Annotated in this window: 19 protein-coding genes; 15 read left to right on the top strand and 4 right to left on the bottom strand. The window is 65.2% G+C overall.

The window, feature by feature from the left end; translation table 11 throughout:
* The first annotated feature begins 61 nt into the window (after positions 1 to 61).
* The 3 genes from KFB96_RS03815 (at position 62) to cysC (ending at position 1659) form a co-directional block, all read left to right on the top strand.
* Positions 62 to 376 carry a hypothetical protein gene (locus KFB96_RS03815; protein ID WP_213459150.1) on the top strand — a complete coding sequence of 105 codons (315 nt, stop codon included), beginning with the start codon at positions 62 to 64 and terminating at the stop codon, positions 374 to 376.
* 17 nt (positions 377 to 393) lie between these two features.
* Positions 394 to 789: a hypothetical protein gene (locus tag KFB96_RS03810; protein ID WP_213459148.1), complete on the top strand. Its 396-nt coding sequence runs from the start codon at positions 394 to 396 to the stop codon at positions 787 to 789.
* A gap of 210 nt (positions 790 to 999) precedes the next feature.
* Complete coding sequence (cysC, locus tag KFB96_RS03805; RefSeq protein WP_213459146.1) at positions 1000 to 1659, top strand: adenylyl-sulfate kinase; 660 nt, start codon at positions 1000 to 1002, stop codon at positions 1657 to 1659.
* Between the two features lie 210 nt (positions 1660 to 1869).
* Here cysC and KFB96_RS03800 read toward each other — a convergent pair whose 3' ends face one another.
* Both KFB96_RS03800 and KFB96_RS03795 read right to left on the bottom strand, forming a co-directional pair.
* Positions 1870 to 2934, bottom strand: coding sequence for a DUF2333 family protein (locus tag KFB96_RS03800; protein ID WP_213459144.1), 1065 nt, complete (start codon positions 2932 to 2934; stop codon positions 1870 to 1872).
* 156 nt (positions 2935 to 3090) lie between these two features.
* Positions 3091 to 4251 (bottom strand): hypothetical protein, encoded by a 1161-nt coding sequence (locus KFB96_RS03795; protein ID WP_213459142.1) that lies wholly within the window; start codon positions 4249 to 4251, stop codon positions 3091 to 3093.
* Between the two features lie 281 nt (positions 4252 to 4532).
* Here KFB96_RS03795 and cysZ point away from each other — a divergent pair, with 281 nt between their 5' ends.
* The 12 genes from cysZ to KFB96_RS03735 all read left to right on the top strand — a co-directional run bounded on the left by cysZ (position 4533) and on the right by KFB96_RS03735 (position 18674).
* Positions 4533 to 5714: a sulfate transporter CysZ gene (gene cysZ, locus KFB96_RS03790; protein ID WP_213465972.1), complete on the top strand. Its 1182-nt coding sequence runs from the start codon at positions 4533 to 4535 to the stop codon at positions 5712 to 5714.
* A 200-nt stretch (positions 5715 to 5914) separates the two neighbouring features.
* Positions 5915 to 7075: an efflux RND transporter periplasmic adaptor subunit gene (locus KFB96_RS03785; protein ID WP_213459140.1), complete on the top strand. Its 1161-nt coding sequence runs from the start codon at positions 5915 to 5917 to the stop codon at positions 7073 to 7075.
* On the top strand, positions 7072 to 10143 hold the full coding sequence (locus KFB96_RS03780; RefSeq protein ID WP_213459138.1) for an efflux RND transporter permease subunit: 3072 nt from the start codon (positions 7072 to 7074) through the stop codon (positions 10141 to 10143). Before KFB96_RS03785 ends, KFB96_RS03780 begins: the two co-directional genes overlap by 4 nt.
* Positions 10144 to 10394: 251 nt before the next feature.
* Positions 10395 to 10811: a hypothetical protein gene (locus KFB96_RS03775; protein ID WP_213459136.1), complete on the top strand. Its 417-nt coding sequence runs from the start codon at positions 10395 to 10397 to the stop codon at positions 10809 to 10811.
* A 1-nt stretch (position 10812) separates the two neighbouring features.
* Positions 10813 to 11235: a type I restriction-modification enzyme R subunit C-terminal domain-containing protein gene (locus tag KFB96_RS27390; protein WP_213459868.1), complete on the top strand. Its 423-nt coding sequence runs from the start codon at positions 10813 to 10815 to the stop codon at positions 11233 to 11235.
* Positions 11232 to 11906 (top strand): restriction endonuclease subunit S, encoded by a 675-nt coding sequence (locus KFB96_RS03765; protein WP_213459135.1) that lies wholly within the window; start codon positions 11232 to 11234, stop codon positions 11904 to 11906. Before KFB96_RS27390 ends, KFB96_RS03765 begins: the two co-directional genes overlap by 4 nt.
* A 204-nt stretch (positions 11907 to 12110) precedes the next feature.
* Positions 12111 to 12443 (top strand): helix-turn-helix domain-containing protein, encoded by a 333-nt coding sequence (locus KFB96_RS03760; RefSeq protein WP_213459132.1) that lies wholly within the window; start codon positions 12111 to 12113, stop codon positions 12441 to 12443.
* A gap of 220 nt (positions 12444 to 12663) precedes the next feature.
* A complete protein-coding gene (locus KFB96_RS03755) occupies positions 12664 to 12900 on the top strand; it encodes an AbrB/MazE/SpoVT family DNA-binding domain-containing protein (protein ID WP_213459130.1) in 237 nt (78 codons plus the stop codon).
* Positions 12897 to 13319, top strand: coding sequence for a PIN domain-containing protein (locus tag KFB96_RS03750; RefSeq protein ID WP_213459128.1), 423 nt, complete (start codon positions 12897 to 12899; stop codon positions 13317 to 13319). Before KFB96_RS03755 ends, KFB96_RS03750 begins: the two co-directional genes overlap by 4 nt.
* Positions 13320 to 13322: 3 nt before the next feature.
* A complete protein-coding gene (locus KFB96_RS03745; protein ID WP_300971270.1) occupies positions 13323 to 13922 on the top strand; it encodes an N-6 DNA methylase in 600 nt (199 codons plus the stop codon).
* A gap of 141 nt (positions 13923 to 14063) precedes the next feature.
* Positions 14064 to 15203, top strand: a complete 1140-nt coding sequence (locus KFB96_RS03740) for an FIST N-terminal domain-containing protein (protein WP_213459126.1) — start codon at positions 14064 to 14066, stop codon at positions 15201 to 15203.
* A 39-nt stretch (positions 15204 to 15242) separates the two neighbouring features.
* Positions 15243 to 18674, top strand: a complete 3432-nt coding sequence (locus KFB96_RS03735; RefSeq protein WP_213459124.1) for a response regulator — start codon at positions 15243 to 15245, stop codon at positions 18672 to 18674.
* Between the two features lie 151 nt (positions 18675 to 18825).
* On the opposite strand, the gene KFB96_RS03730 is transcribed toward KFB96_RS03735, so the two are convergent.
* Together KFB96_RS03730 and KFB96_RS03725 are read right to left on the bottom strand one after the other, a co-directional pair.
* Positions 18826 to 19074 (bottom strand): hypothetical protein, encoded by a 249-nt coding sequence (locus KFB96_RS03730; RefSeq protein WP_213459122.1) that lies wholly within the window; start codon positions 19072 to 19074, stop codon positions 18826 to 18828.
* A gap of 478 nt (positions 19075 to 19552) precedes the next feature.
* Positions 19553 to 23395: a CHASE domain-containing protein gene (locus tag KFB96_RS03725; RefSeq protein ID WP_300971269.1), complete on the bottom strand. Its 3843-nt coding sequence runs from the start codon at positions 23393 to 23395 to the stop codon at positions 19553 to 19555.
* Positions 23396 to 23408: the final 13 nt, after the last annotated feature.

The following is a 23408-nucleotide window of genomic DNA, read 5'->3' as shown; positions in this document are numbered from 1 at the left end:
ACCGGCCCGGCTCTGCCCGATGATCGTCGGCGTTCAATCCTCGAATCGGCAGGAGGTTATCATGCCACAAGCCCCCCGTAAGGCCAGTGCCACGCACACCGAGATCTCCACGGCGATGCGCAACCTCATCGCCGGTTATCTGGCCGTCTCGGTCGGTGCGATCGCCCTGCTGCTGTTCGGCGGCGATCCATCGTCCGGGATATTTCTTGTCATCTTTGCGCTACCATGGAGCCTGTTCGTAAGCCAGGTCAGCGGCCTGCTGGGAATCGACTCCGCCGCACTCAACCTTGCCTTGCTTGCAATCGGCGTCGGCATCAACGGCGCACTGCTGTATCTACTCGGTCGCCGCTTGCGCAGACGACAATCGCCTTCTTGACCAACGCGAGATCACCGATGGCACCCTGGACCCTTTCCACGCGCGCTGCGCACCTTTTGATCGGCGTCTTGGCGATCCTTGCCGCCGCCGGATGCACCAATCACCTGCAGGAACGACAGCTGATCTCGCCCACCGACCCGCGAGCACAGGCGTGCGTGGCGAGCTGCGACCTGAGTCGAAGCCAGTGCGAGCAGCGCCAACGGGTGCGCGAGGAGGAGTGTCGAATGCATTACGAGCGGCTGTCGGCGGATCACGAGACCTGTCTCGCCACCCCGGGGGCGCTGTGTATCAGGCCCGACACCTGCCCGGCTGCGGAGATGACGATCTGCACGATTCAGCACGAGGAATGCATCGTCGGCTGCGGCGGCACCGTCGAGACACGGTTCTCGATGCCCCGCGCGCCCGGAACCTGATCGCAGGCGTTCGGATCGGCTCCGAGACTCCGGACGCGATGCTCCGGCTCGCGTTTTCACTTCAGTCGCTCGGCTCGGGTGAACTAAACCGCGCCGGCTCCAGCGGTTCTGAAATCCGCCGGGGCCGATCCCATCCAATAACATCGCATACCGCACTGGGCGCGGTTTAACTTGAGTCGTTACCCCTAAAAACAGCCTTGAGGATAGACCATGAACGACACCAATGTGACCTGGCATGAGCATCAGGTCTCGCGCGTAGATCGCGAAGCAATGAAGGGTCACAAGGGCTGCGTGCTCTGGTTCACCGGGCTCAGCGGCTCGGGAAAGAGCACGATCGCCAATACGCTGGACCATCGGCTCCACCAGCAGGGCATCCACAGTGCGGTACTGGACGGCGATAATGTCCGCCATGCCCTCAACGCCGGCCCCGGGATGCTCCTTGATGTTCATGGCGAGGAGTTCGCACAGCGTTTCGGCCTCGGATTCTCCGCGATCGATCGTGAAGAGAACATTCGACGGATCGGTGCGGTCGCACACCTCTTTGCGCAAGCCGGCATCATCGCCCTGACCGCCTTCATCAGTCCCTATCGCGCGGACCGTGACCGGGTCCGTCGCGCCATGCCGGAAGGCGACTTCATCGAGGTCTTCGTCGATACCCCGATCGAGATCTGCGAGACCCGCGACCCCAAGGGGCTCTACAAGAAGGCACGGGCCGGCGAGATCAAGGGATTTACCGGGATCGACGATCCGTATGAAGAACCGACCGCACCGGAGTTGCAGCTGCATGCCGGCGGGAACCCGCCGGAAGTCTTGGCCGACGAGGTGATCGCCTACCTTCGCTCGAGCGGGATCATCCTCCCGAGATCCTAACGCCAAGGGCCGCGATGCAGCCCGACGCGATACCTTGAACCCCCAAGTCGTCGGATGGGTAGAGCGCAGCGAAACCCATCCTTCGCACGCCGATGTCGTCGGACAGACGTCGCGGCTTGGAGGCCGGATTTCGCTTCGCCGCTTCGTCAATAGACGCTGTCGTTTGGAGGATGGGTTTCGCTGCGCTCTACCCATCCTACGTTTTGGCGATCACCCCTTCTCGAGCAGGCTGCGGAGATCGATGATCGCCGCATTCGCGCGCGAGATATAGGACGCCATCACGAGGGAATGATTACCCATCGGACCGAATCCGGTACCGTTCAGGATTATCGGGCTCCAGATCGGATCCTGGGTGTTCTTGAGCTCTCGGATGATCTGTTGGAGGGAGACCAGCGCATTCTTGTCATCCAGCACCTTCTCGAAATCGATCGACAGGGCTTCAAGGGTGTGCAGCAAGGCCCAGGTGTAGCCGCGCGCCTCGAAAAAAACGTCGTCGATCTCCATCCACGGCGTCTTGTTCTCGCGCTCGCCGACGGGCGGGCGTGCCTGCTGCGCGCTTGGGTCGCCCGCGAGCGACGTATCCAAATGGGCCTGCCCGACGGCATAGGAGAGGCGTTGAGCCAGGCTGCCCAGGCGTTTTTCCACCACCGCAAAATAGGATCTCAGATTGTCGGATCGCGCAAAAAACTGCCCGTCGGAGGCATTGTCGTCGCTGAGACGTTCGAAATATCGGTACATGGCGGCAACGCCGTTGCGATATTCGGATTCCGTCGACGGAAGGATCCATGACTCGGAGTCGTAGCTGAACTGTGGCTCGGCGACCTGAAGATCCTTGTCCTCGACCGATTGAGTCTGGGATCGGGAAAACTCGTTGCGCATCGCTCGCGACAGGTCCCGCAGCTCGGTGAGGGCACCGAACTCCCAATTCGGAATATTGTCGAGGAAGACGCCCGGCGGGGTCATGTCGTTGCTCAGATAACCGCCGGGTTTATCCAAAAGGGTCTCGGCGATGCCGATCGCGGCGGCGGTCGTGTAGCTGCCGATCACGAGTCCCACCGAATCGCTCCCGTCGCCGCCGGCCAAGCTCGCGGCCTTTTCCCGGACATCGAAGGTCGCCGGAGAGCGCGACCAGAAGATCGCGAGGATCGTGACCACCAGGATATAGGTGACGACGAACAATCCTGCTGTCCACCACAGTCCCTTCTCGCGCCAGGTCCGCGGATCGTACAGCTTGACGACTTCGGTCACCGACTTCGGCAGGTGCGGCTTCTCCATCACATTCTCCGTATTTTCTGGCGCTTGTGCATTCCCGGGCCTGCGATGACCCTCAGGATCTTCGCATCGATGTCGGCCTCGCGGCCGCGCCGTTGCTTGCCTGTCGGCTGAGGTCCGCATCGGTCCATCGTGCTGGACCGATGCGAAAACCTCGGCCTAACGCATGGGACCGAAGTGATTCATCCAACGCGGCATCGGTTGGACAACCGGCGGTGTCGGAGCCACCTCCGTTGCCGGAGTAGGCGCAACCGGCGCGATCACGTCCGGTGCCGGGGTCGGGGCGGGTGCCTCTACCGGAGCAGGTGCCTCTGCCGGGGCTGGTGCCTCTACCGGAGCAGGTGCCTCCGCCGGAGCTGGTGCCTCTACCGGAGCGGGTGCCTCTGCCGGGGCGGGTGCCTCCACCGGGGCGGGTGCCTCCACCGGAGCAGGTGCCTCTACCGGAGCGGGTGCCTCCACCGGAGCGGGTGCCTCTACCGGAGCGGGTGCCTCTACCGGGGCGGGTGCCTCTACCGGGGCGGGTGCCTCTACCGGAGCGGGTGCCTCCACCGGGACGGGTGTCTCCACCGGCTCGGAGGACACCGGCGTCTCGGCCGGCGGCGCCTCGACGACCTCCGCCTCGATCATGTGCGCTTCGGCCGATGCCGGCTCCGTCGCCGGAGGCTCGGAAACAGGCTCCGCGGTCACCGGCATGACGACCACCGGCACCTCGATGAGGGCGTCCGGGGTCGTAGGCGCAGCCGGCTCTACGGAGACCTCGGCGGCCGGCTCGACAACGGGCATCGACACATCGGCCTCGACCTCGGGGACCGTTGCGACCTCGACCTCGGGGACAGCCTCGGAAGCGGGCTCGACCGCAGCGGAATCCACCACCGGTGCGGATTCAGGGGCGGCCTCGTCAGCAAGGACTTGTGCTGCCGGCTCGGGCGCAATTTCCGGTTGCGCAGTCGTCGCTGCAGGCGCTGCCCGCAAGGGCGCGAAGTGCGGCGCGCCGGCCGCCGGCGACGGAGCGGCCTCGGGCTCCGCGGGTGCCTCGTCGGCAGGTGCTTGCGCCACCGGCTCGGGCGCAGGCTCGGCAGCGCTCACTGCAGGCTCGGCAGCCGGCGGCGGTGCCGTCAAGGTCAGGGTCCCGATCGGGGCAAGATTGGCGGCGACTTGAATCGGAGACAGCGGTGCTGGTTCCGCTAAAGGGTCTGCAAGCGTGACGTACAGGGTTCCGACAACAGTCGCGACGGCCACGGTCCAGACGGACGTCTTACCGATATCGATAGCCGCCAGTTTTGCTCGTGCTTGTGCGAGCGTGGCCACGACCTCTTTCATCAGGTTGATCCTCGTGTGGGACGGTTAAAAAGTGGATTTGGTCATAAAACCTGCTTAGGCTGCCTGAATAGACGCGCGGGTTCAAGGGAGAACCACATCCGAGCTGCAATCGTCACGCAGGATTCGCGGATCGTCTGCCGCATACCGGGCGCCCCGGCTATACTGCCGCGGATGTCGCCGGCCCGCCGCGACCTGCACCGACGCCCGTGCCGACCCGAAGATCCGGGACCCGGTTACGCAATCACCCGCTTAGACAAAGGCTGCGGCCGCCCGTGATCGCTATGGCAACCAACCCTCTCCTAGGTGCCGGATACCTGCTCCAGGGCATGCGGCTGATCACCCGACCCGGGTTGCGGCGGTTCGTCGCTGTCCCGCTCGCGATCAACGTTCTAATCTTCTCTGCGGCCATCGCCCTGGGCGTGCGTCTGTTCGGAAACGTCCTCGCCACCCTCGACGCGCGCCTTCCGAGTTGGCTCGGCTGGCTGGACTGGGTGCTTTGGCCTCTGTTCGCCCTGGTCCTGCTCGTCGTGATCTTCAACCTCTTCGCGCTGGTGGCCAACCTGATCGCGTCGCCCTTCAACGGTCTCTTGGCCGAGAAGGTCGAGAGGATGCTCACCGGGCGCCCGCTCGATGAGGGCGCCACCCTTGCCGGCGTCATGTCCGAGATCGTGCCGACGCTCGTCGACGAGATCCGAAAACTGCTGTATGCCGTTGTTCTTGCGATTCCTTTCTTGCTGTTGTTGTTTGTGCCCGTCGTCGGACAGATCCTCTGGTTTCTGTACATTGCCTGGGTATTGGCCGTTCAGTATTCGGATTATCCGATGGGAAACCACGGGCTGAAGTTTCGCGAGATGCGCCGACGTCTCGGTCGGCAACGCGGGATGAGCCTTGGTTTCGGCGCTTCTGCGGCCATGCTGAGCATGGTGCCGCTGGTCAATTTCATCCTCATGCCGAGCGCCGTGGCGGGTGCCACCGCCATGTGGGTCCGCGAGCTGAAGGGCGCGACCAACTATCAGAGCCCAACCCGGTCTCGCGTCGCGACGCGCTGCGTCCTGCTCGAAATCGACCATCTTTCGGGCCGGATCGGCGGCGAGGTGCTGGCCGGACCACACGCAGGGCAGTCGCTCGATCAGGTGCCGACGGATGATCTCGTCGAGATGCTCGAGACCTGCTATGCAGGCGACCCCGAGTCGGCCGAGGCGCTCGAGGTCTACCTCGATCGCGAGCGCGGACGCAAGACCGCGGAGGCGCCGCACCGCCGACACGCCGAGACACCGCACGCACCGATCGAGCAGATGCCGTCCGACGAGGCCCGCGCCATCCTCGGTATCGGCCCCGACGCCGGTCCGCAAGAGGTTCGGAGCGCACACCGGCGACTGATCCAGCGTCTGCATCCGGACCGGGGCGGCTCGGACTATCTGGCCTCCAAGATCAACGAGGCGAAACAGGTCCTGTTGGATTAAACCGCGCTGACTCCAACGGTCGTCAAGTCGGCCGAGGCCGATCCGATCCGACCCGATCAAAAAACATCGCATACCGCGCTGGGCGGGGTTTAACCCCATCGTCGAGTGCTTCGGATCGGGTGTTTTGGCGGACCCCGGATCCGGTGTACCAACGACCCGAAGCCACGTCAACGGCGTTTTCAAAGAGGCACAGCTCGCCCATGTTCGTCCGAATCCTGCTTGTGTTGATGGTGCTGGCCGCAGTGATCGGCGCCCTCGGCTACGCGAAATACAGTCAGATCCAGTCCGAGAGCGCCATGTTCTCGCAACCCATGCCGGCACCGACGGTGACCGCCGTGACGGTCGAGACGACGGCTTGGGAGCCGACCCTGGAGGCGGTCGGCACCCTGCAGGCGATCCAGGGCGTGGAGGTGAACAACGAGGTCGCCGGACAGGTGACGGCGATCGCGTTCGAATCGGGCGCGATGGTCAAGAAAGGCGACATCCTGGTCCAGCTGGCCGATGAGGTCGATCGCGCCGACCTGGAGGGATTGCAGGCCGCGGAGCGCCTCGCGCAGATCAAGGTCGACCGCAACCGCTCGCTGCTCAAGGACCGTGCTGTCGCTCAAGGCGACTTCGACGAACTCAGCGCGCAGCTCGATCAGGCCCGCGCACAGGTCAAGGCCAAACAGGCGACGATCGAGAAGAAGACGATCCGCGCGCCCTTCGACGGACAACTGGGCATCCGTCGGATCGACCTCGGGCAGTTCCTTGCCGAAGGCTCCTCGATCGTCCCGCTTCAGACCCTGGATCCGGTTTATGTCGACTACGCCCTGCCCGAACGCCACCTGGGACTTCTGCAGGTCGGACAACCGGTGCAGGTGCGCGTCTCCGCGCACCCGGACCGGATCTTCGACGGGGTCATCCAGGTCATCAGCCCGGGGATCGACCAAGGCACGCGCAACGTCCGGGTCCGTGCGGGCCTGAGCAATCCGGACCTGGCGCTCCGCCCCGGCATGTTTGCACGGGTGGCGACACTCTTGCCGCGCGAGGACGCCGTGCTGACCATCCCGCGTGAAGCCATCGCCTTCAATACCTACGGCGACGCGGTCTTCGTCATCCGGGAGGAGGACGGCAAGACGCTCGTCGAGCGCCGCCAAGTGCGCACCGGCGCGGTACGCGGAAACGAGATCGCGGTGCTGGAGGGACTTGCCGAGGGCGACCGTGTCGTCTTGTCCGGCCAAGTCAAACTCAACAACGCTCAAGAGGTCCGGATCGTCGATGCAGGGGACGCGGCGCCCGCGGCCGACACATCCGAGCCCACGCCTGCGCCTGAACCCGAGCCCCAGTCCGAAAGGGTTCCCGAGGACCCGGCGACATGAAATTCACCGACATCTTCGTCCACCGCCCGGTCCTGGCTACCGTCGTCAGCCTCTTGATCTTCATCCTCGGCATTCGCGCCTTCCTCGACCTGGAGATCCGTCAATACCCGGCAACCCAAAACACCGTCGTCACCATCACCACGGCCTACCCCGGTGCCAGCAGCGACCTGGTCCAGGGCTTCATCACCACCCCGCTGCAGCAGGCGGTGGCCGAAGCCAACGGGATCGAGTATCTGGTCGGCACCAGCACCGCCGGGATCTCGGTCATCGAGGCGAACATGCGCCTCAACTACGACCCCAACGCGGCCGTCGCCGAGATCCAGGCGAAGGTCGCCAGCCGTCTGAACGTCCTGCCCGAGGCCGCGCAGAACCCGGTCATCGATTCCACGACCGGCGACTCGACCGCACTCATGTATCTCGCCTTCTACAGCGAGGAGATGACGCTGCCGCAGATCACGGACTACCTGATCCGGGTCGTGCAGCCCCAGCTCCAGGCGCTGCAAGGCATTGCCAAGGCCGAGATCTTCGGCGACCAGACCTTTGCGATGCGGATCTGGCTCGACCCCGCGCGCATGGCCTCGCTGGGTGTCGGCGGCGACGAGGTCGCCCGTGTGCTCGCCGAGAACAACTATCTCGCCGGCATCGGGCGGTTGCGCGGGGATCAGGTCCAGATCGATGTGTCGGCGACCACCGACGTCAGTCGCGTCGAGGACTTCCAACGCCTGGTCGTGCGCACCCAGAACGACACCCTGATCCGTCTCGACGACATCGCCGAGGTCGAGATGGGTGCCAAAACCTATGACTCGGCCACGCTCTACAAGGGCATCCCGGCCATCTTTATCGGCATCGAGCCCGCGCCCGGCTCCAATCCGCTCGACGTCGCCGCACGGGTGCGCAACCTGATGCCCGAGCTCGAGACCCAATTCCCGGAAGGGCTGAAGGCGTTCGTGCCCTACGACGCCAGCGAGTTCATCGAAGAATCCATCACGGAGGTCTTCAAGACGCTCGCCGAGGCGGTGCTGATCGTGCTGCTCGTCATCTTTCTGTCGCTCGGCTCGTTCCGTGCCGCCCTGGTCCCCTCGGTCGCCGTGCCGCTCTCGATCGTCGGCGCCGGCTTCCTCATGCTGCTCTTGGGTTTCTCGATCAACCTCTTGACATTGCTGGCGATGGTTCTGGCCATCGGGCTGGTCGTCGACGACGCCATCATCGTGGTCGAGAACGTGCACCGACACATCGAGATGGGCAAGAGCGGAACGCAGGCGGCGATCGACGGCGCGCGCGAGCTGGCCATGCCCATCATCGCCATGACCACGACGCTGGTCGCCGTCTACGCGCCCATCGGCTTCATGGGCGGGCTGGTCGGCTCCCTCTTCACCGAGTTCGCCTTCACACTCGCCGGCGCCGTGGTGGTCTCCGGCGTGGTGGCCCTCACACTCTCGCCGATGCTCGCCGGACGCGTCCTGCGCGCCGGCAGCGAGCAAGGCCGTTTCGAGCAAGGCGTGGAGCATGCGTTTGCCCGTCTTGCAGAGGGTTATCGGCGCCTGCTGCACCGCTGGCTTACGTATCCGGGCGTCACGCTCCTGGTCGCCGTCGTCATCCTGGGCGCCATCTACGGCATGTACAGCATGACCAAAAAGGAGTTGGCCCCGACCGAGGACCAGAGCATCCTCTTCTTCATGGGCACCACGCCCCAGACCGCGACCGTCGATCTGAACCTGCGCTACATCGACGAGATGCTGCCCATCTTCGAGTCCTTTCCCGAGTACGAGGAGAGCTTCATCATCGCCGGCATGGGCGGCGACCAGAGCATGACCTTCGGCGGCTTCAAGATGTCGCCGCCCTCGGAGCGCGAGCGTGGTCAGATGGAGATCCAACCGCCGCTCCAGGGCATGCTCGGCGAGATCACCGGGATGGAGACGGTCGTCTTCCCGCGGCCGAGCCTGCCGACGCCCGGCAACGGCATTCCGATCGAGTTCGTCGTGCTCTCGGATCGACCCGTCGCCGAGCTCGACGGACTCGCCGACCAGTTGCTCGGCAAGGCCATGGCCAGCGGCAAATTCATGTTTCTGAGCAAGGACATCAAGTACGAGCGGCCGCGCACTGTTTTGGAGATCGATCGCGATCTCGCGGGCGATCTGGGGATCAGCATGGCCGATCTCGGCCGCAGCCTCTCGGTGATGCTGAACGAAGACTATGTGAACTGGTTCAGCCTGGAAGGCCGCAGTTATCAGGTGATTCCTCAGGTCGCACAGCGTTTCCGCAACGATATCGGCGAGTTGCAGGACTTTTATGTCCGCAACGCCGCGGGCGACCTGATCCCGCTGTCGGCGCTGGTCGAGATCCGCAACGAGGTCGAGCCCTCCAAACGCGTCCAGTTCCAGCAGCTCAACGCCATCACGCTCTCGGGCGTCATGACGCCCGGCGTGCCCTTGGGCGCCGCCCTCGCCTATCTGGAGCAAGAGGCGTCCGAGCTCTTCCCGCGCGGCGTGCGCTGGGACTACAAGGGCGAGTCGCGCCAGTTCAAGACCGAAGGTGCCGCACTCGAGGTCACCTTCTTCCTCTCGCTGCTGATCATCTATCTGGTGCTGGCCGCCCAGTTCGAGAGCTGGCGTGACCCCTTCGTCATCCTCATGTCGGTCCCGCTCACCATCGCCGGCGCCCTCGCCTTCCTCTTTCTCGGGTTCGCCAGTGTCAACATCTACACCCAGGTCGGGCTCATCACGCTCATCGGTCTGATCGCCAAGAACGGCATCCTGATCGTGGAGTTCTCCAACCAGTTGCGCGAGCGCGAGGGACTCTCCAAACGCGAGGCCGTCGAGCAAGCCTCGGCGATCCGGCTTCGCCCGATCCTGATGACCACGGTCGCCATGCTGGTCGCCATGATCCCGCTCCTCACCGCGACCGGTCCGGGCGCGGTCAGCCGCTTCGACATCGGGTTGGTGATCGTCACGGGGCTGGGCATCGGCACGCTCTTCACGCTCTTCGTGGTACCGGCCTTCTACATGCTGCTCTCACCGGATCGGCATCGAGCCATCGGCGTCGTCCGTCCCGAGATTGATACGGCTTAAACCACGCCGGCTCCAACGGTCGTCAAGTCTGCCGGGGCCGATCCCACCGATAACATCGCATACCACGCTGGGCGCGGTTTAGTGCAGCACGACAGATGTCGAAACCGTTCGTTGTCGTTGTCGTTGTCGTTGTCGTAATCGACCATCGATCCGATTACGACAAGGACAACGACAACGAAGATGATCTCGGACGGTCTCGGAATCGCTGCACCGCTTCACGAGTCCCGGTCGGAGTCACACCAGGCTGGCGCGTGGTCCTGGAACGCAACCCGGACGCGATCCAGATCGGGCTCACCGCCACCCCGCGCGAGCTGCGCGAGCCCAAACGCCAGCGCCGCGAGGACCAAGCCATCACCGCCAACAACCTCGCCTATTTCGGCCCGCCGGTCTACGAGTACGACCTGATTCAGGCGCAGGAGGACGGCTATCTGGCCGCTTGCGAGATCGTGCGCCGAGCCGTCAGTCTGGACGGGGAGACCTTCACGGACGCCGAGGTGGTTCTCAAGAAGGGCGTCGACATCCGCACCGGCAAACGGGTGAAGCGCGACGAGCTCAAGCCCAAGTACGACGCCACCCGTTTCGACAACGATCTGGTGATCCCCGAGCGGATCGCGGCCATGTGCAAGGACCTGTTCGAGCAGCTCTGCGCGAACGCGCGAGACGGTTGACCTGGATGGATTCCGCTCGATCTGGGTCGAGCAACGCGACCGTGCCGGTCTGATCCAGCACCTGCGCGACGGCCAGGCCGATCCGGAGCGCCTGCGCGAGCTGGAGCAATGCCACGACCTGGACCTCTTCGATCTGCTCGCCCATCACGGCTTCGCCGCCTCGCCCCTCACGCGACGCGAGCGCGCCGACGGCTATCTGATCGAATCCGCACCCTGGCTGGACAGCCTCGATCCGGACGCGGCCCAAGTCCTGCGAGGGTTCGGACAGCAGTTCGCCATCGGCGGCACCGAGGCGTTGGAGAGTCCCAGCCTTTGGGATGTACCCGAGATCCAGCGTGCCGGCGGGTTCTACGTCCTGAGTCGGCTCGACCGACCGCCGGCGGAGGTGATGCGCGAGGCGAAGGGGAGGTTGTTTTCGGTATGAGTCGTTTACTGCCTGCCAACCATCCGGGGTTTGCCCCTGTCACAGTGCCCACGAATCAGTATCAGGCGCCTTCCGGTTGGCGTTGGAACAAGCTCAGCGACTTGGCACGCCTCGAAAGCGGCCACACCCCCAGTCGCTCGCGCCCGGACTGGTGGGGCGGTGATGTCTCCTGGATCTCCTTGACCGAGATCCGCCGCCTGGACGGACGCTGGACCGAGGAGACCCGCATCAAAACCAACCCTGAGGGGATTGCGCACTCGGCGGCTCGAATCCTGCCTCGCGGCACCGTCTGTTTATCCCGCACGGCCTCCGTCGGATTCGTTACCATCATGGCGAAGCCGATGGCGACCAGTCAGGACTTCGCCAACTGGGTCTGCAGCGATGAGTTGGCCCCGGAGTTTCTGATGTACGCCTTGATCTGCTCGCGCGAGCATCTGAGATCCTTGGCGACCGGAGCGACGCACAAGACCATCTACATGCCGACCCTGGAGCAGTTCCGGATCTGCGCCCCGCCGCGCCCGGAGCAGGAACGGATCGTTCGCCGACTCCGGGACCAGCTCGCCGTGGCGGAGTCCGCCCGCCTCGCCGCCGAGGCCCAGCTCAAGGAGATCCAGCGCCTGCCGGAGCGCATCCTCGCGACGGCTTTCGGGGATGGCGAGCGCGGAACCTGATCCGATGACACCGGCCACCCTCTCGTCGCAAGGCTCCACAGGGGCTCAAGACGTCGGTGATATTTGAGCATTCCGCCACAGCCCCTCGGGTGGTCCACTCGGAGTTAATTCGGTGCGGGATATGCGGCAATGCCGTATCATTTCCCCTATGCACACCTTCGTTGAACTGCCGGTCTTCACCCGCTATGCGAGAGTTAGCCGACCATGCCGAAATTAACTGAAGCCGAAATGCTGACGCGGGATGCCGAGCGCGATCTGGAAACCGAGCTGGTTGAAGCCGCACGCCAGCTCCGAGACGGAGAGGTCGGACGTGTGTCGCTGGTGCTTGACGATGGCCGGGTCATCGACTCGTCGGTCACCAAGGCGCGGCTCGGCACGAAATTGTCTCAAGCCAAGTTCGCCACGCTGCTCGGCGTCTCGAAACGAACCTTGCAGGACTGGGAACAGGGGCGCCGTCAGCCGAGTGGAGCTGCGAAGACGCTTCTACGGGTCGCCGAACGGCATCCCGAGGTGCTCAGAGAGCTCGCGAACGGTTAACACGCGGGTTCGTTCGCCGACGTCGAGATCAGCTCACCGAAACCCACCTCAAGTCGATTAAACCGCGTCCCCGCCAAGGGTCGTGGATGCTCCAAACGTCGAACTAACCCGAAACTCAGCATCTCGCTCTGGGCGCGGTTTAAAGGCCCTCCCGATTGCCCCCTTGCGACGCTTGATATACTATCGCTCGCGTGTATATCTAAGCAAGGTCTCGACATCCATGCAAATCTCCAAATGGGGCAACAGTCTCGCCGTGCGTCTGCCCGCGGCGGTGACCGAGGCGCTGGCGCTCAAGGAGGGAGACGACATCGAGATCGTCGTCGCCGACGAGCGCCGCTTCGAGGTCCGACGCAAGCCGACCCGACCCGAGCTGCTCGCGCGCTTGCGGGCCTATCGCGGGCGACTCCCGGCGGACTTTCGCTTCGATCGGCTCGACAGCCACGAGGATCGCGGGTGACTACGGAGACCGACTTTTTCGACACCAATGTCGTGCTCTATCTGCTGAGCGAGGACGAGATCAAAGCGAACCGGGCCGAGGCTCTCCTCGCGGCCGGTGGGACGATCAGCGTGCAGGTGTTGAATGAATTTGTCAGCGTGGCCCGACGCAAGCTCGGATGCGATTGGGCGGAGGTTCGGGACATCCTCGAAACCATCCGCGCCCTGTGCCCGGTGCAGCCTCTGACGGTCGAGGTCCATGATCTGGGTCTGCGGCTTGCCGAGCGCTACGCTCTCCCGATCTATGATGCCATGATCGCCGCCAGCGCCCTGGATTGCGGCTGCACGACCCTTTGGTCGGAGGATTTCCAGGACGGCCAGACCCTCGACGGACGGCTGCGCGTCACCAACCCTTTCGTCACCAGCCCAGGTCGTGCCTAAGCCGTGTCCCGACCAACTCAGCCCACACCGGCCCGCAAAAAGACCACTCCTCGATCCATCCAATCACTGGGCTCGCTGTCCGCCTTCGTCAAAGGCGTCTGCGATGTCATGCGGCGCTCCAATTGTGCGAGCGAGAAGGAGAACCTGGTCTTTCCCATCGCCTTGGCCAACCTGGTGCTGCACGGCATCGACCAGCCGAACCTCTGGCACGGCAACACCCTGACCGCAACACCGACCTATGCGGGCCTGTTCGGCGCGGCGCCCGGACGCTTTCAGGTGATCTTCACCAATCCGCCGTTCGGCGGCAAAGAGGGCGACGACGCCCAGCAGCGCTTCCCCTTTCGGACCGGCGCCACCCAGGTGCTGTTTCTCCAGCAGATCATGACCGAGCTGGCGGAGGATGGCCGCTGCGGGATCGTGCTCGACTTTTCAGTCGAGACCAAGCACCGACTTAAGTCCACCCAAGGAAAGGCAGCCGAACAGACTCGGGTGACCTTCGACGGAACAGCCCTGACTTTCCCCGGTTGGACGTTTCACATGAGAGTCTCACAATCATCCGCGGCATCCGAGGTCGCACTTCCGCGTTTAGTGGACGGCAGCTAAGATTGACCCACGTACCATGGCTCGAGGCGCGCGGGACGCACCCCGGACGGACGATCTGGGCCGCTCTTCGACCTGCCGCCTCGAACGCGATCGGTCGAGAGCGACTCTGCACGAAGGCCATCAGCGACGGAGGAGCGGAAGATGCAAATTGAGGTGTTCGACTATCGCCCGGCGGATGGATGGGGCATCGAGAGGTTTCCGGCCCTGGATTCCGAGCGGACCTTGGTTCTTGCCTTCGGCGACAGCGCCTTTCTGGACGACCCGGCCCCCTTTGCAGACTTGCGGTCCGCCTATCCCAAAGCGCGCTTGATGGGCTGCTCGACCGCAGGGGAGATCTTGGACAAGCATGTTCAGGACGGGACCTTGGTCGTGGCCGTCGCGCGCTTCGAGGACACGCGCCTGGAGACGGCTGTGGCACCGACGGGCTCGAGCAATCGCTCGCGGGAGACCGGCATCGCCCTCGCCGAGCAGCTTGCCGCGCCGGATCTCAAGGGTGTCTTGGTGCTCTCCGATGGCTTGCACGTGAACGGCAGTCAACTGGTCGCCGGACTCAACGAGGTTCTGCAGGGCTCCGTCATCGTCACCGGCGGCCTCGCCGGGGATGGCGACCGGTTTCAGCGAACCTGGGTGCTGGATCACGACCGTCCCGTCGCGCGGACCGTGGCAGCCTTGGGCCTTTACGGCGAGCGGGTGCGGATCGGGTATGGCTCGAGGGGCGGCTGGGACATCTTCGGCCCGGAGCGTCGCGTGACGCGCGCCGCGGGCAATCGGCTCTTCGCGCTGGATGGTCGCCCCGCACTGCAGCTCTACAAGGAATACCTGGGCGAGCTGGCATCGGGTCTGCCGGCAACCGCATTGCGGTTTCCGCTCGCCTTGCGGGCCGATGCCGGTGACGAGAAGCGCTTGGTGCGCACCATTCTCGCCGTCGACGAGGAAGACGGCTCCATGACCTTCGCGGGGGACATTCCGGAAGGCTCTCTTGCACAATTGATGCGGACCAACCTTGATCATTTGGTGGACGGCGCCGAGGATGCCGCCTTGATGACACGCAACCGCGGCTCGAACGGCGAGCGGACATTGGCCATTTCCATTAGCTGCGTCGGCCGCCGCATGGTGCTCGGCGAGCGCGCGGACGAGGAGATCGAGGCCACGCTCGAGGCATTGCCGCCCGACACGCGACAGGTCGGCTTCTACTCTTACGGCGAGATCGCGCCTTACGCTTCCGGCGCCTGCGACTTGCACAACCAGACCATGACCCTGACGACGATCCATGAGGTCTAGGCCCGCGACGGCCGGACCCTCCACGGCACGGGGACGAGGATGGACAAGCTGATTCAACGCCAGCTTCGGCGCGCCAACCTCTCGCAGGATGCCCTGCCGAACGATCCGGGGGCTTGGCAGGGCTTTCTGGATCGGGTCAACCGGTCTTACGAGGAGCATGCCCGGGACCGCTATCTGCTCGAGCGCTCGCTGGAGGTCTCGTCGCGCGAGATGCAGGCGCTCTACGACGAGCTGCGGCGATCATCCGCCTCGGAGGTGGCCGCGGAGCGCGACAAGCTGGCCGCCATCATCGGCGGCTTCCGCGACGGCTTCTGCTCGCTCGACCCGCACGGACGCCTCGTCGGTATGAACCCTGCCTCCGAGAATCTGCTCGGGGAGCGCGCGGCACTGCTCGGAGAGCCGATTCTCGAGCGCTTCAGGTTTTCGCGCCGCGAGGATGCGCAGGCACCGCCGTCGGCGGACGCCATCCTCGCGCGCCTTCAGGGTGCGCGCAGCTACCGCGACGACAAGGCGGTCTTGGTCGATGCGCTCGGCGGCGCCATACCGGTCTCGGTCCTCGTCTATCCGATCGTCCAGGGCGGTGTCATGACCGGCTGCGCCCTCAGCTTCCGCGACGTCTCGAGTCGGCTCGCGGCCGAAGCGGCGCGCCTGCGACTCGCCAAGGCCGTCGAGGCGAGCGCCGATGCCATCTACGTGACGGATCTCTCCGGCGTCATCGAGTACATCAACCCGGCCTTCGTTCGCATCACGGGAATCGACGCCGAGCAGGCCATCGGTGCGCGCTCCGGCATCTTGGCAAGCGGGCTGACCCCTCGCGAGCGCTATCGGGAGCTTTGGGACACCATCGCCCGCGGCGAGGTGTGGTCCGGGCGTCTGTTGAATCGGCGGCGGACGCCGGACGGGGGCTCACAGACCTACTGGGTACAGACCACGATCGCACCCTTTGCGGATGACGGCGGCACACTCGGCGGCTTCGTGGCGGTCCAGCGCGATATCACACGCGACGTCGCCGAGGAGATGCGCCGCGAACGGGAGGTCGCGGTGGCGGAGGCACGCGCACGGGTGGCCGAGCGTCTGCAGGGAACCGGGCGCCTCGAGCAGCGTCTGGCCGCTGCGCTCGACGCGCTTGCGGCCTTGCAGACCCTGCAATTAAGCGGTACCGCCGTCATTGTTGCCGACCAAGGGGACGGCGAGCCGCTGATCCGGCTGCAGCGAGGCGCGCCGCCGGATTCCGTGCTCGATGCCTTGCGTCGGCCTCTAGGCGACGAGCTGGACCCGGTCCATCTCGACGCGCTGAACGGGATCCTGCTGCCGATTGCGCAAGGGGGCGCTCTGCTCGGCCGGGCTTGGCTCGGGGTCGAGGAGACGCCGGATCTCGATGGCGTCGAGTTGGGGTTGCTCTCGCTCGTGGCCGGCATGATCGGAGTCGCGATCGCCGACGATCACGCGCGCACCGAGGCCGAGCGGTCGCGGCTTGCGGCCCTCGAGGCGGTGGAGGCGAAATCCCGTTTCCTGGCCAACATGAGCCACGAGATCCGAACCCCGATGAATGGTGTGCTCGGAATGCTCGAGATGCTCGCGCAAACCCGGCTCGACGCCGATCAGCAGGACTATGTCGAGACCGCCCGCGGGTCGGCCGACGCCTTGCTGACCGTGATCAACGACATCCTGGATTTCTCCAAGATCGAGGCCGGCAAGCTCGATCCGGAGCGGGTCCCGTTCGACCTGCGCCCGCTGGCGGAGGATGTCGCGAGCCTGCTCTCGTCCCGCAACCAGTCCAGCCGTCTCGAGCTGGCCTGCTATATCCCCGTGGACCTGGATACGCGGGTCGTCGGTGATCCCACCCGGCTACGCCAGGTGTTGAACAACCTGATGGGCAATGCGATCAAGTTCACCGAAGAGGGCGAGGTCGTGCTGCGCGTCGACGCGGTGGATCATTCCGCGGCAGGAATGGGTGCCGCCAAGCAGGTGCTTCGCTTCGAGGTGGTCGACACCGGGATCGGGATGACCGAGGCGCAGCTCGGCCGATTGTTTCTGCCGTTCGTTCAGGCCGACGGATCCATGACACGCCGCTTCGGCGGCACCGGGCTCGGCCTGGCCATCTCCAAGCCGTTGGTCGAGCTGATGGGCGGCGAGATCGGCGCCGCGAGTGTGCATGGCCGGGGCTCGACCTTTTGGTTCACCATCCCCTTCGATCGCCAAGCGGGCTTGGCCGCGCCGATCGCTCTCGAGGACCTCGCGGGCGTCCGCGTCCTGGCGGTCGACGACAAGGAGACCAATCGGACCATCCTCGGCCACTACCTGCAAAGCTGGGGCCTGAGCTGCGAGATGGCCGGCAACGGGTTTAGGGCCCTCAAACTCCTGCGGGAGGCGGTCGACTCGGGACGACCCTTCGAGGTCGCGATCATCGACATGCAGATGCCGCAGCTCGACGGCATCACACTGGCCAGACTGATCCGTGCCGACCCCAAGATCGCCGAGACGCCGATACTGATGATGAGCTCGGCCGGGCAGAATGGCGAGGCACTCGCCGCGGTCGGCATCCACGACAGCCTGTCGAAGCCCGTTCGTCAGTCGCATCTGCACGACGCGCTCGTCCGGATCATTCATCACCGGACGCGCGGCACGCAACGACCGGCGCCCGCCCGGGAAGCGCCGGATGCGACGCCGGCGCCGGACTCACGGATCCAGCTCCGGGGGCACGTCCTGCTGGTCGAGGACAACCTGATCAACCAACGGGTGGCCTTGTCGATGCTGACGCGACTCGGCTTGACGGCGGATGTCGCCGAGGACGGTTGCAAGGCGCTCACGGCCGCTGCCCGAGGGCGCTATGACCTCATCCTGATGGACTGCCAGATGCCGAACATGGACGGTTTCGAGGCGAGTGCCGAGCTGCGCCGGCGCGAGGAGCAGGAGGGGTGTCCGCGAACCCCGATCGTCGCCTTGACCGCGAATGTGATGCAGGGCGATCGCGAGCGCTGCTTCGCGGCGGGGATGGACGACTATCTCCCGAAGCCGCTCAAGCTGGAGCGGCTTCGGGAGACGCTCGGCCGGTGGATGCAGGCGGAACCGGCGGTGCCCGAGCGCTGCCTCGACGAGGGGGAGGATCTCGATGCCATCCAGCTCGCGGTAGACCCGGACGCAATGGACACTCTCAAGCGTCTACTGGGCGAGGATTACGCGCATTATCTAGACCTCGTCCTCGCCAAGACCGAAGACCTGATGAAGACCCTGCAGGAGGCGGTCGACGGCCGTGACGCCGCGAGACTGGCCACGGCCGCGCACGCGCTCAAGGGCAGCGCCGGCAATCTCGGCGCAAGCCGGCTCTGCGAATTGGCCGGGCGCCTGGAGCAGCAGGGCAGCGAGAGTGACCTCCGCGATGTCGCGCGCTTGCTCGAGCAGACGCAGTGCGCGCAACAGAGGGTGAGCGATGACCTTCGCCGTCTGCGCGCACTGGAGTCCACGGCCTGACGCCCGAGTTCCGGGTTGAGTCCAGCGGCGTCTGGTGGATGCGGCGCGGCCAACGTCATCGCCCAATCGCCAGCGTTTGAGTGCGCGCCTTATCCACCCTACATCACATAATGTGTAGGGTGGATAAGCGCAGCGCATCCACCATCCCCGCTCAAGCGCTATCGCCGAGATCCAGTCGCCTCTCGATGCGCGCGATCCGCTCGGAAAGACGATCCAGGCTAACCTGATGACGCGCGTCGGTCTCGTCGCCGTAGGCCACCTCACGCTTGACCAGGCTCATGGTGCCTTCGAGGCTGGTCATGCGATGTTTCAGATCGCCGACGTCCTCGGCGATCTGATCGACTCGGGCGCGGATGTGGCGCAGGTGCTCTAGGACCAGGCTATCGATCTCGGCGCTCATCAAGTGCCTCCGGGGGATGTCGGGTTGTCTTCCGTGCAGTGTAATCAGGCTCCGCTGACCCCGCCAGCATCATGAGGCGTTCGATCAAGTCCCGTAGAGCGTCGGAGTCTCGGAAACGGATCTCCAGTCTCCCGCTTGGACCTCGAGTCGGCGCCGCTCCTCGTCGCGAGCGATAGCGAAACCCATCCTCCAAACCGCCGCGTTGCCGGGTTTCGGTCCGATGCGCTTGGAGCGGGCTGGATGGGTTTCGCTTCGCTCTACCCATCCTACGTGTTTCGCTTCGCTCTACCCATCCTACGGGTTTCGCTTCGCTCTACCCATCCTACGGGTTTAGCTTCGCTCTACCCATCCTACGCGTCTCGGTTGTTTTTGAATCGTTCCCGACCGCTCGTACCGCAGCAGCATTGCCCCTATCAAAACACCGAGCCGGATTCCTGCGTCCGCCCGGCGGGAATCGCCGGAGCACAGCCACCGTGACTCACTCCCGACGCGCGCGGCGCAGGGTCTCCAACGCCCGGGTATAGGATCCGCGCTCGATATCCTCGCGGAACCCCGGGGCATCCTCTCCGAAGCTGGGCGCGACCAGGGTCCCGAGATCGGCCAAGACCTGCAGAGCCCGCGGGTCGCCTTCGGAGAGTAGGAACTCCAATTGGGCCAGGAGGACCTGCGCGATGGCCGGATCCGCGTTCGAGGTCGCGACCGCAGACTCCGTCGGCTCGGCCGTCGCCATGCGGTCCGCGCCAAAGGGCTCCGGAGGATCCGGGGGCGCGGCGGGCAACCAGCGCAGTAGCGCGGCGTAGAAGCGCGCCGGCTCGACGGGCTTGCCGATGAAGTCGTTCATACCGGCATCCAAGCAACGTGCACGATCGTCCTCGAAGGTCCCCGCCGTCATGGCCAGGATGGGCAGATCCGCCCGGCCGGGGAGCGCGCGGATGGCGCGGGTTGCCGCCAATCCATCCATCCGCGGCAGCTGCACATCCATGATCACCAGGGCATAATCGCGCTCGCGCACCCGTTTGACGGCGGCTGAGCCGTCCTCGGCCAGATCCACGAGCAGCCCCGTCGCCTCGAGCAGATCGAGTGCGACATCTCGATTGATCGGGTCGTCCTCGACCAGCAGGATCGGTATACCGGAATAACGCCGAGCGATCAGCTGCTCCGGGATGACCACAGGCGTCGCTGTCGACGTCAACGCAGAGGCGGGCGTCGGCGGTGCCCGCCGATCGTCCCGGCGCAGGCGCGCGGTCATCCAGAAGAGACTGCCTTCCCCCGGGGTGCTGGTCACGCCGACCTCGCCGGCCATGAGGGTGGCCAGTCGCTTGACGATCGCGAGACCGAGTCCGGTGCCGCCATGGCGACGCGTCGTCGAGTCGTCGGCCTGGGTGAAGGGCCGGAACAGACGCCCCTGCTGGTCCGGCGTCAATCCAATCCCTTGGTCCTCCACCTCCAGACGCAAGAGAATGCCCTGCGCGGTCTCCTCGGCCAGAATCCCCCGCACCCGGATCTCGCCTTGCTCGGAGAACTTGATTGCGTTGCCGAGAAAGTTGACCAGGATCTGCTCCAGACGCAACGGGTCCCCGATCACCCGCGCCGGCAGGCGCGGATCGAGCGTCGTCAGAAGCCGAAGACCCTTGTCGGAGGCGCGCTCGCCGAGCAGGCCGACACCCCGCTCGATCGCCGTCGCCGGCGAGAACGGCGTCTCCTCCAGAACGAGGCGACCGGACTCGATCTTCGACAGGTCGAGGATATCGTCGATGATGAGCAGCAAATGAGACGCGGCATCGCCGAGCTTGCGCAGCCTGGTTCGCGCTTCGGGTGCGGTCACCTGCTTCAGAAGCAGGTGATTGAGCCCGAGAATGGCGTTCATCGGGGTGCGAATCTCATGGGTCATGTTGGCCAGGAACCGCGTCTTGGCCCGGTTCGCGGCCTCCGCCGTATCCCGTGCCTCGGCGAGCTGCGAGGTGCGCTCGGCAACCAGATCCTCGAGGTGATGACGATGCTGCTCGAGCTCGGTCTCGGCCGCCTTGCGCCCGGAAATGTCGAAGAAGGTCACGATGATCCTCTGCATCCGGCCCTGCTCGTCATGCAGCGGATGGGCCTCGCAATGCACCCACACGGGATCCGTGCGATCGGGTCTGACGATCCCCAGTGTCAGGCCCTGGAGAGCCTGTCCAGTCTCGGCGACACGCTTGACCGGATACTCCTCCACCGACAGCCGGGTGCCGTTCTCGCGAATGAAATGCCACCTCGGGTCAACGGTGGCACGGCCCTGCATCTGCTCGGTCGTCAATCCCAGGAGATGCGACGCCATGGGGTTGGCGTAAAGAATCCGTGTATCGGGCGCATGAGCGACCAAACCGGCGCGGAGATTGTCGACCAGAACGCGGTAGCTGCGCTCGCTCTCGCGCAAGGCTGCCTGTGCGTCCAGGCGCACCATGGAATCGGCGGCGGTATCCGCGATCGTCTGCAGCATGCCCACCCATTCGGACGCCTCCGGGCGTCGCCGCACATCGCCGAGCGACAGGGTTCCCAGGACGCGCCCGCCGAACGTGAGCGGAACACAGACGAAGCTCACGATGCCGAGAGCCCGCAAGGCCGGCAAGGCGTACTCGGGTCGCTGATCGGCATCGAGCTCCACCAATGCCTCGCCGTGTGTCGCGACCCAGCCGGACAGGGTCTGATCCACCGGCACGCGTAAGGGCCCGTCCGGCGAACCCGCAACCCCGACGTCGCCGACAAAGACCATCTCATTGGATTCGCGGTCGTAGGTTTCGATGGCGACTTGGGGACACGCGAGGCGCGCCGACAGCAGCTCGGCGAGGGCTTGGCAGAAATCCGCCGCGTTGTCCGAGGAGACCGCCAAGCGGGCCGCAGCGCTGAGTGTCTCGCGCGCCTGCTGCTCCCTGACCCGCTCCGTGATGTCGGCGTAGGTGACGACGACGCCGTACCCGGGCAGCGGTAGATGCGTTGCGACCACGCTGAGCCAGGTGACCCGACCATCCGGCTTGCGGATCCCCATGTCGGTGCGATGCAATCCGTGTCGGGTCTGCAAGGCCAGAACGCTCGGGTATTCCGATGGCGGCATGGAGGTCCCGTCCGGACGGATGAGGTCCCACACGGCGCTGCCGAGCGAGAGTCGCAGCTGCTCTTCGCGCGAGATCCCGAGGATGGTCTCGGCCATGAGATTGGCCTCGACGATGGCGCCGTCTTCGTCGGTGACCGTGATCCCGAGCGGAAAACTGTCGAACAGGGTCCGGTACTTGGTCAGCGCGACATCGAGCGACTGCTCCGTTCGCCTGTGCGCATCGAGCTCCACGGCCAAACGCTCGGCGTGCGCGCGCGACTCGGCGATTGCACGGACAAGGCCGGCGAGGAGCAGACTGATGAGGATCCCGACGACGGCGGTCGACCAGACCTTCAGGGCCCCGACGGGAAGCGCGCCGGTCGCCTGGCTCGAGAACACCAGGGTCCAACGATGGCCGTTGAAATCGAGCGGAATGCTCAAGACCCCGGTCGCCCGCGGCGACTCGGCGCCCGGTGCCGCGGGCTGGGTGTCGTAGAGCAAGGTTGCGGGCGCGACGGCGTCCCCGTCGTAGACGGCGAGACGGATCCGCAGACCATCCCTTTGCTCCCATCCGCCCAGAATGCCGTGCATCAGGTCGGTCATCCGATAAGGACTGTAGACCCATCCCCTCAGCGCAGCACGACGCTGCTCGATGCTCTCCACCGGCATCCCGGCACGATAGACAGGCACATACATCAGCGCACCGGCCTGGACGTCCTCGTCGGTCTCCTGAACCAGGTGGACCCGTCCCGAGAGCGCAGTGATGTCGTGATCGCGCGCCTCCTCCATCGCGGCCCGTCGCACCGGCTCGGAAAACATGTCATACCCGAACGCGCGTAGATTACGGCCTCCGAAGGGCTCCAAATAGACGATCGAGGAGTACAGGGAGCGCTCGCCCTCGGGCCAGACACGGTAGTCGGGAAACCCCTCACGACGCACCGCATCGAGATGCGCCTGCAACTGTTCGGGCGTCATCAGGAGGGAGAATCCGACACCCTGGATCCCGGGCAGCTGGTCGTCGAGCCGCAGACCGGCAACAAAGGTCCGCCATGCTTCGCGTGTGACATCCTCTGATGCATCGAACAGGGCGACGCCGCTGCGCAGGATCTGTGCATGCGCGGCGAGTCGGGTCTGAATGCGATCGGCGATCTCCCCGCCACGAAGGTCAGCTCGTACCGGGCAAGCGCCTCGACCTCGCCTCGAACCACGAGGGTGAGCAGCGCAGTGCAGAGCAGTCCCGCGAGCAGCGTCGCCCACACCGGCCACGCCG

The sequence above is a fragment of the Thiocapsa sp. genome (assembly GCF_018399035.1).
Lineage (GTDB): Bacteria > Pseudomonadota > Gammaproteobacteria > Chromatiales > Chromatiaceae > Thiocapsa.
The sequence above is the reverse complement of the archived record's forward strand: the minus strand, read 5'-3'. Positions and strand labels throughout refer to the sequence as shown.

Excerpts from the sequence above, each read along its gene's own strand:
- cysZ (WP_213465972.1), top strand. The coding sequence starts at position 4,533 with ATGGCAACCAACCCTCTCCTAGGTGCCGGATACCTGCTCCAGGGCATG.
- KFB96_RS03765 (WP_213459135.1), top strand. The coding sequence starts at position 11,232 with ATGAGTCGTTTACTGCCTGCCAACCATCCGGGGTTTGCCCCTGTCACA.
- KFB96_RS03740 (WP_213459126.1), top strand. The coding sequence starts at position 14,064 with ATGCAAATTGAGGTGTTCGACTATCGCCCGGCGGATGGATGGGGCATC.
- KFB96_RS03730 (WP_213459122.1), bottom strand. The coding sequence starts at position 19,074 with ATGAGCGCCGAGATCGATAGCCTGGTCCTAGAGCACCTGCGCCACATC.
- KFB96_RS03815 (WP_213459150.1), top strand. The coding sequence starts at position 62 with ATGCCACAAGCCCCCCGTAAGGCCAGTGCCACGCACACCGAGATCTCC.
- KFB96_RS03795 (WP_213459142.1), bottom strand. The coding sequence starts at position 4,251 with ATGAAAGAGGTCGTGGCCACGCTCGCACAAGCACGAGCAAAACTGGCG.
- cysC (WP_213459146.1), top strand. The coding sequence starts at position 1,000 with ATGAACGACACCAATGTGACCTGGCATGAGCATCAGGTCTCGCGCGTA.
- KFB96_RS03810 (WP_213459148.1), top strand. The coding sequence starts at position 394 with ATGGCACCCTGGACCCTTTCCACGCGCGCTGCGCACCTTTTGATCGGC.
- KFB96_RS03785 (WP_213459140.1), top strand. The coding sequence starts at position 5,915 with ATGTTCGTCCGAATCCTGCTTGTGTTGATGGTGCTGGCCGCAGTGATC.
- KFB96_RS03735 (WP_213459124.1), top strand. The coding sequence starts at position 15,243 with ATGGACAAGCTGATTCAACGCCAGCTTCGGCGCGCCAACCTCTCGCAG.
- KFB96_RS03780 (WP_213459138.1), top strand. The coding sequence starts at position 7,072 with ATGAAATTCACCGACATCTTCGTCCACCGCCCGGTCCTGGCTACCGTC.
- KFB96_RS03755 (WP_213459130.1), top strand. The coding sequence starts at position 12,664 with ATGCAAATCTCCAAATGGGGCAACAGTCTCGCCGTGCGTCTGCCCGCG.
- KFB96_RS03800 (WP_213459144.1), bottom strand. The coding sequence starts at position 2,934 with ATGGAGAAGCCGCACCTGCCGAAGTCGGTGACCGAAGTCGTCAAGCTG.
- KFB96_RS03760 (WP_213459132.1), top strand. The coding sequence starts at position 12,111 with ATGCCGAAATTAACTGAAGCCGAAATGCTGACGCGGGATGCCGAGCGC.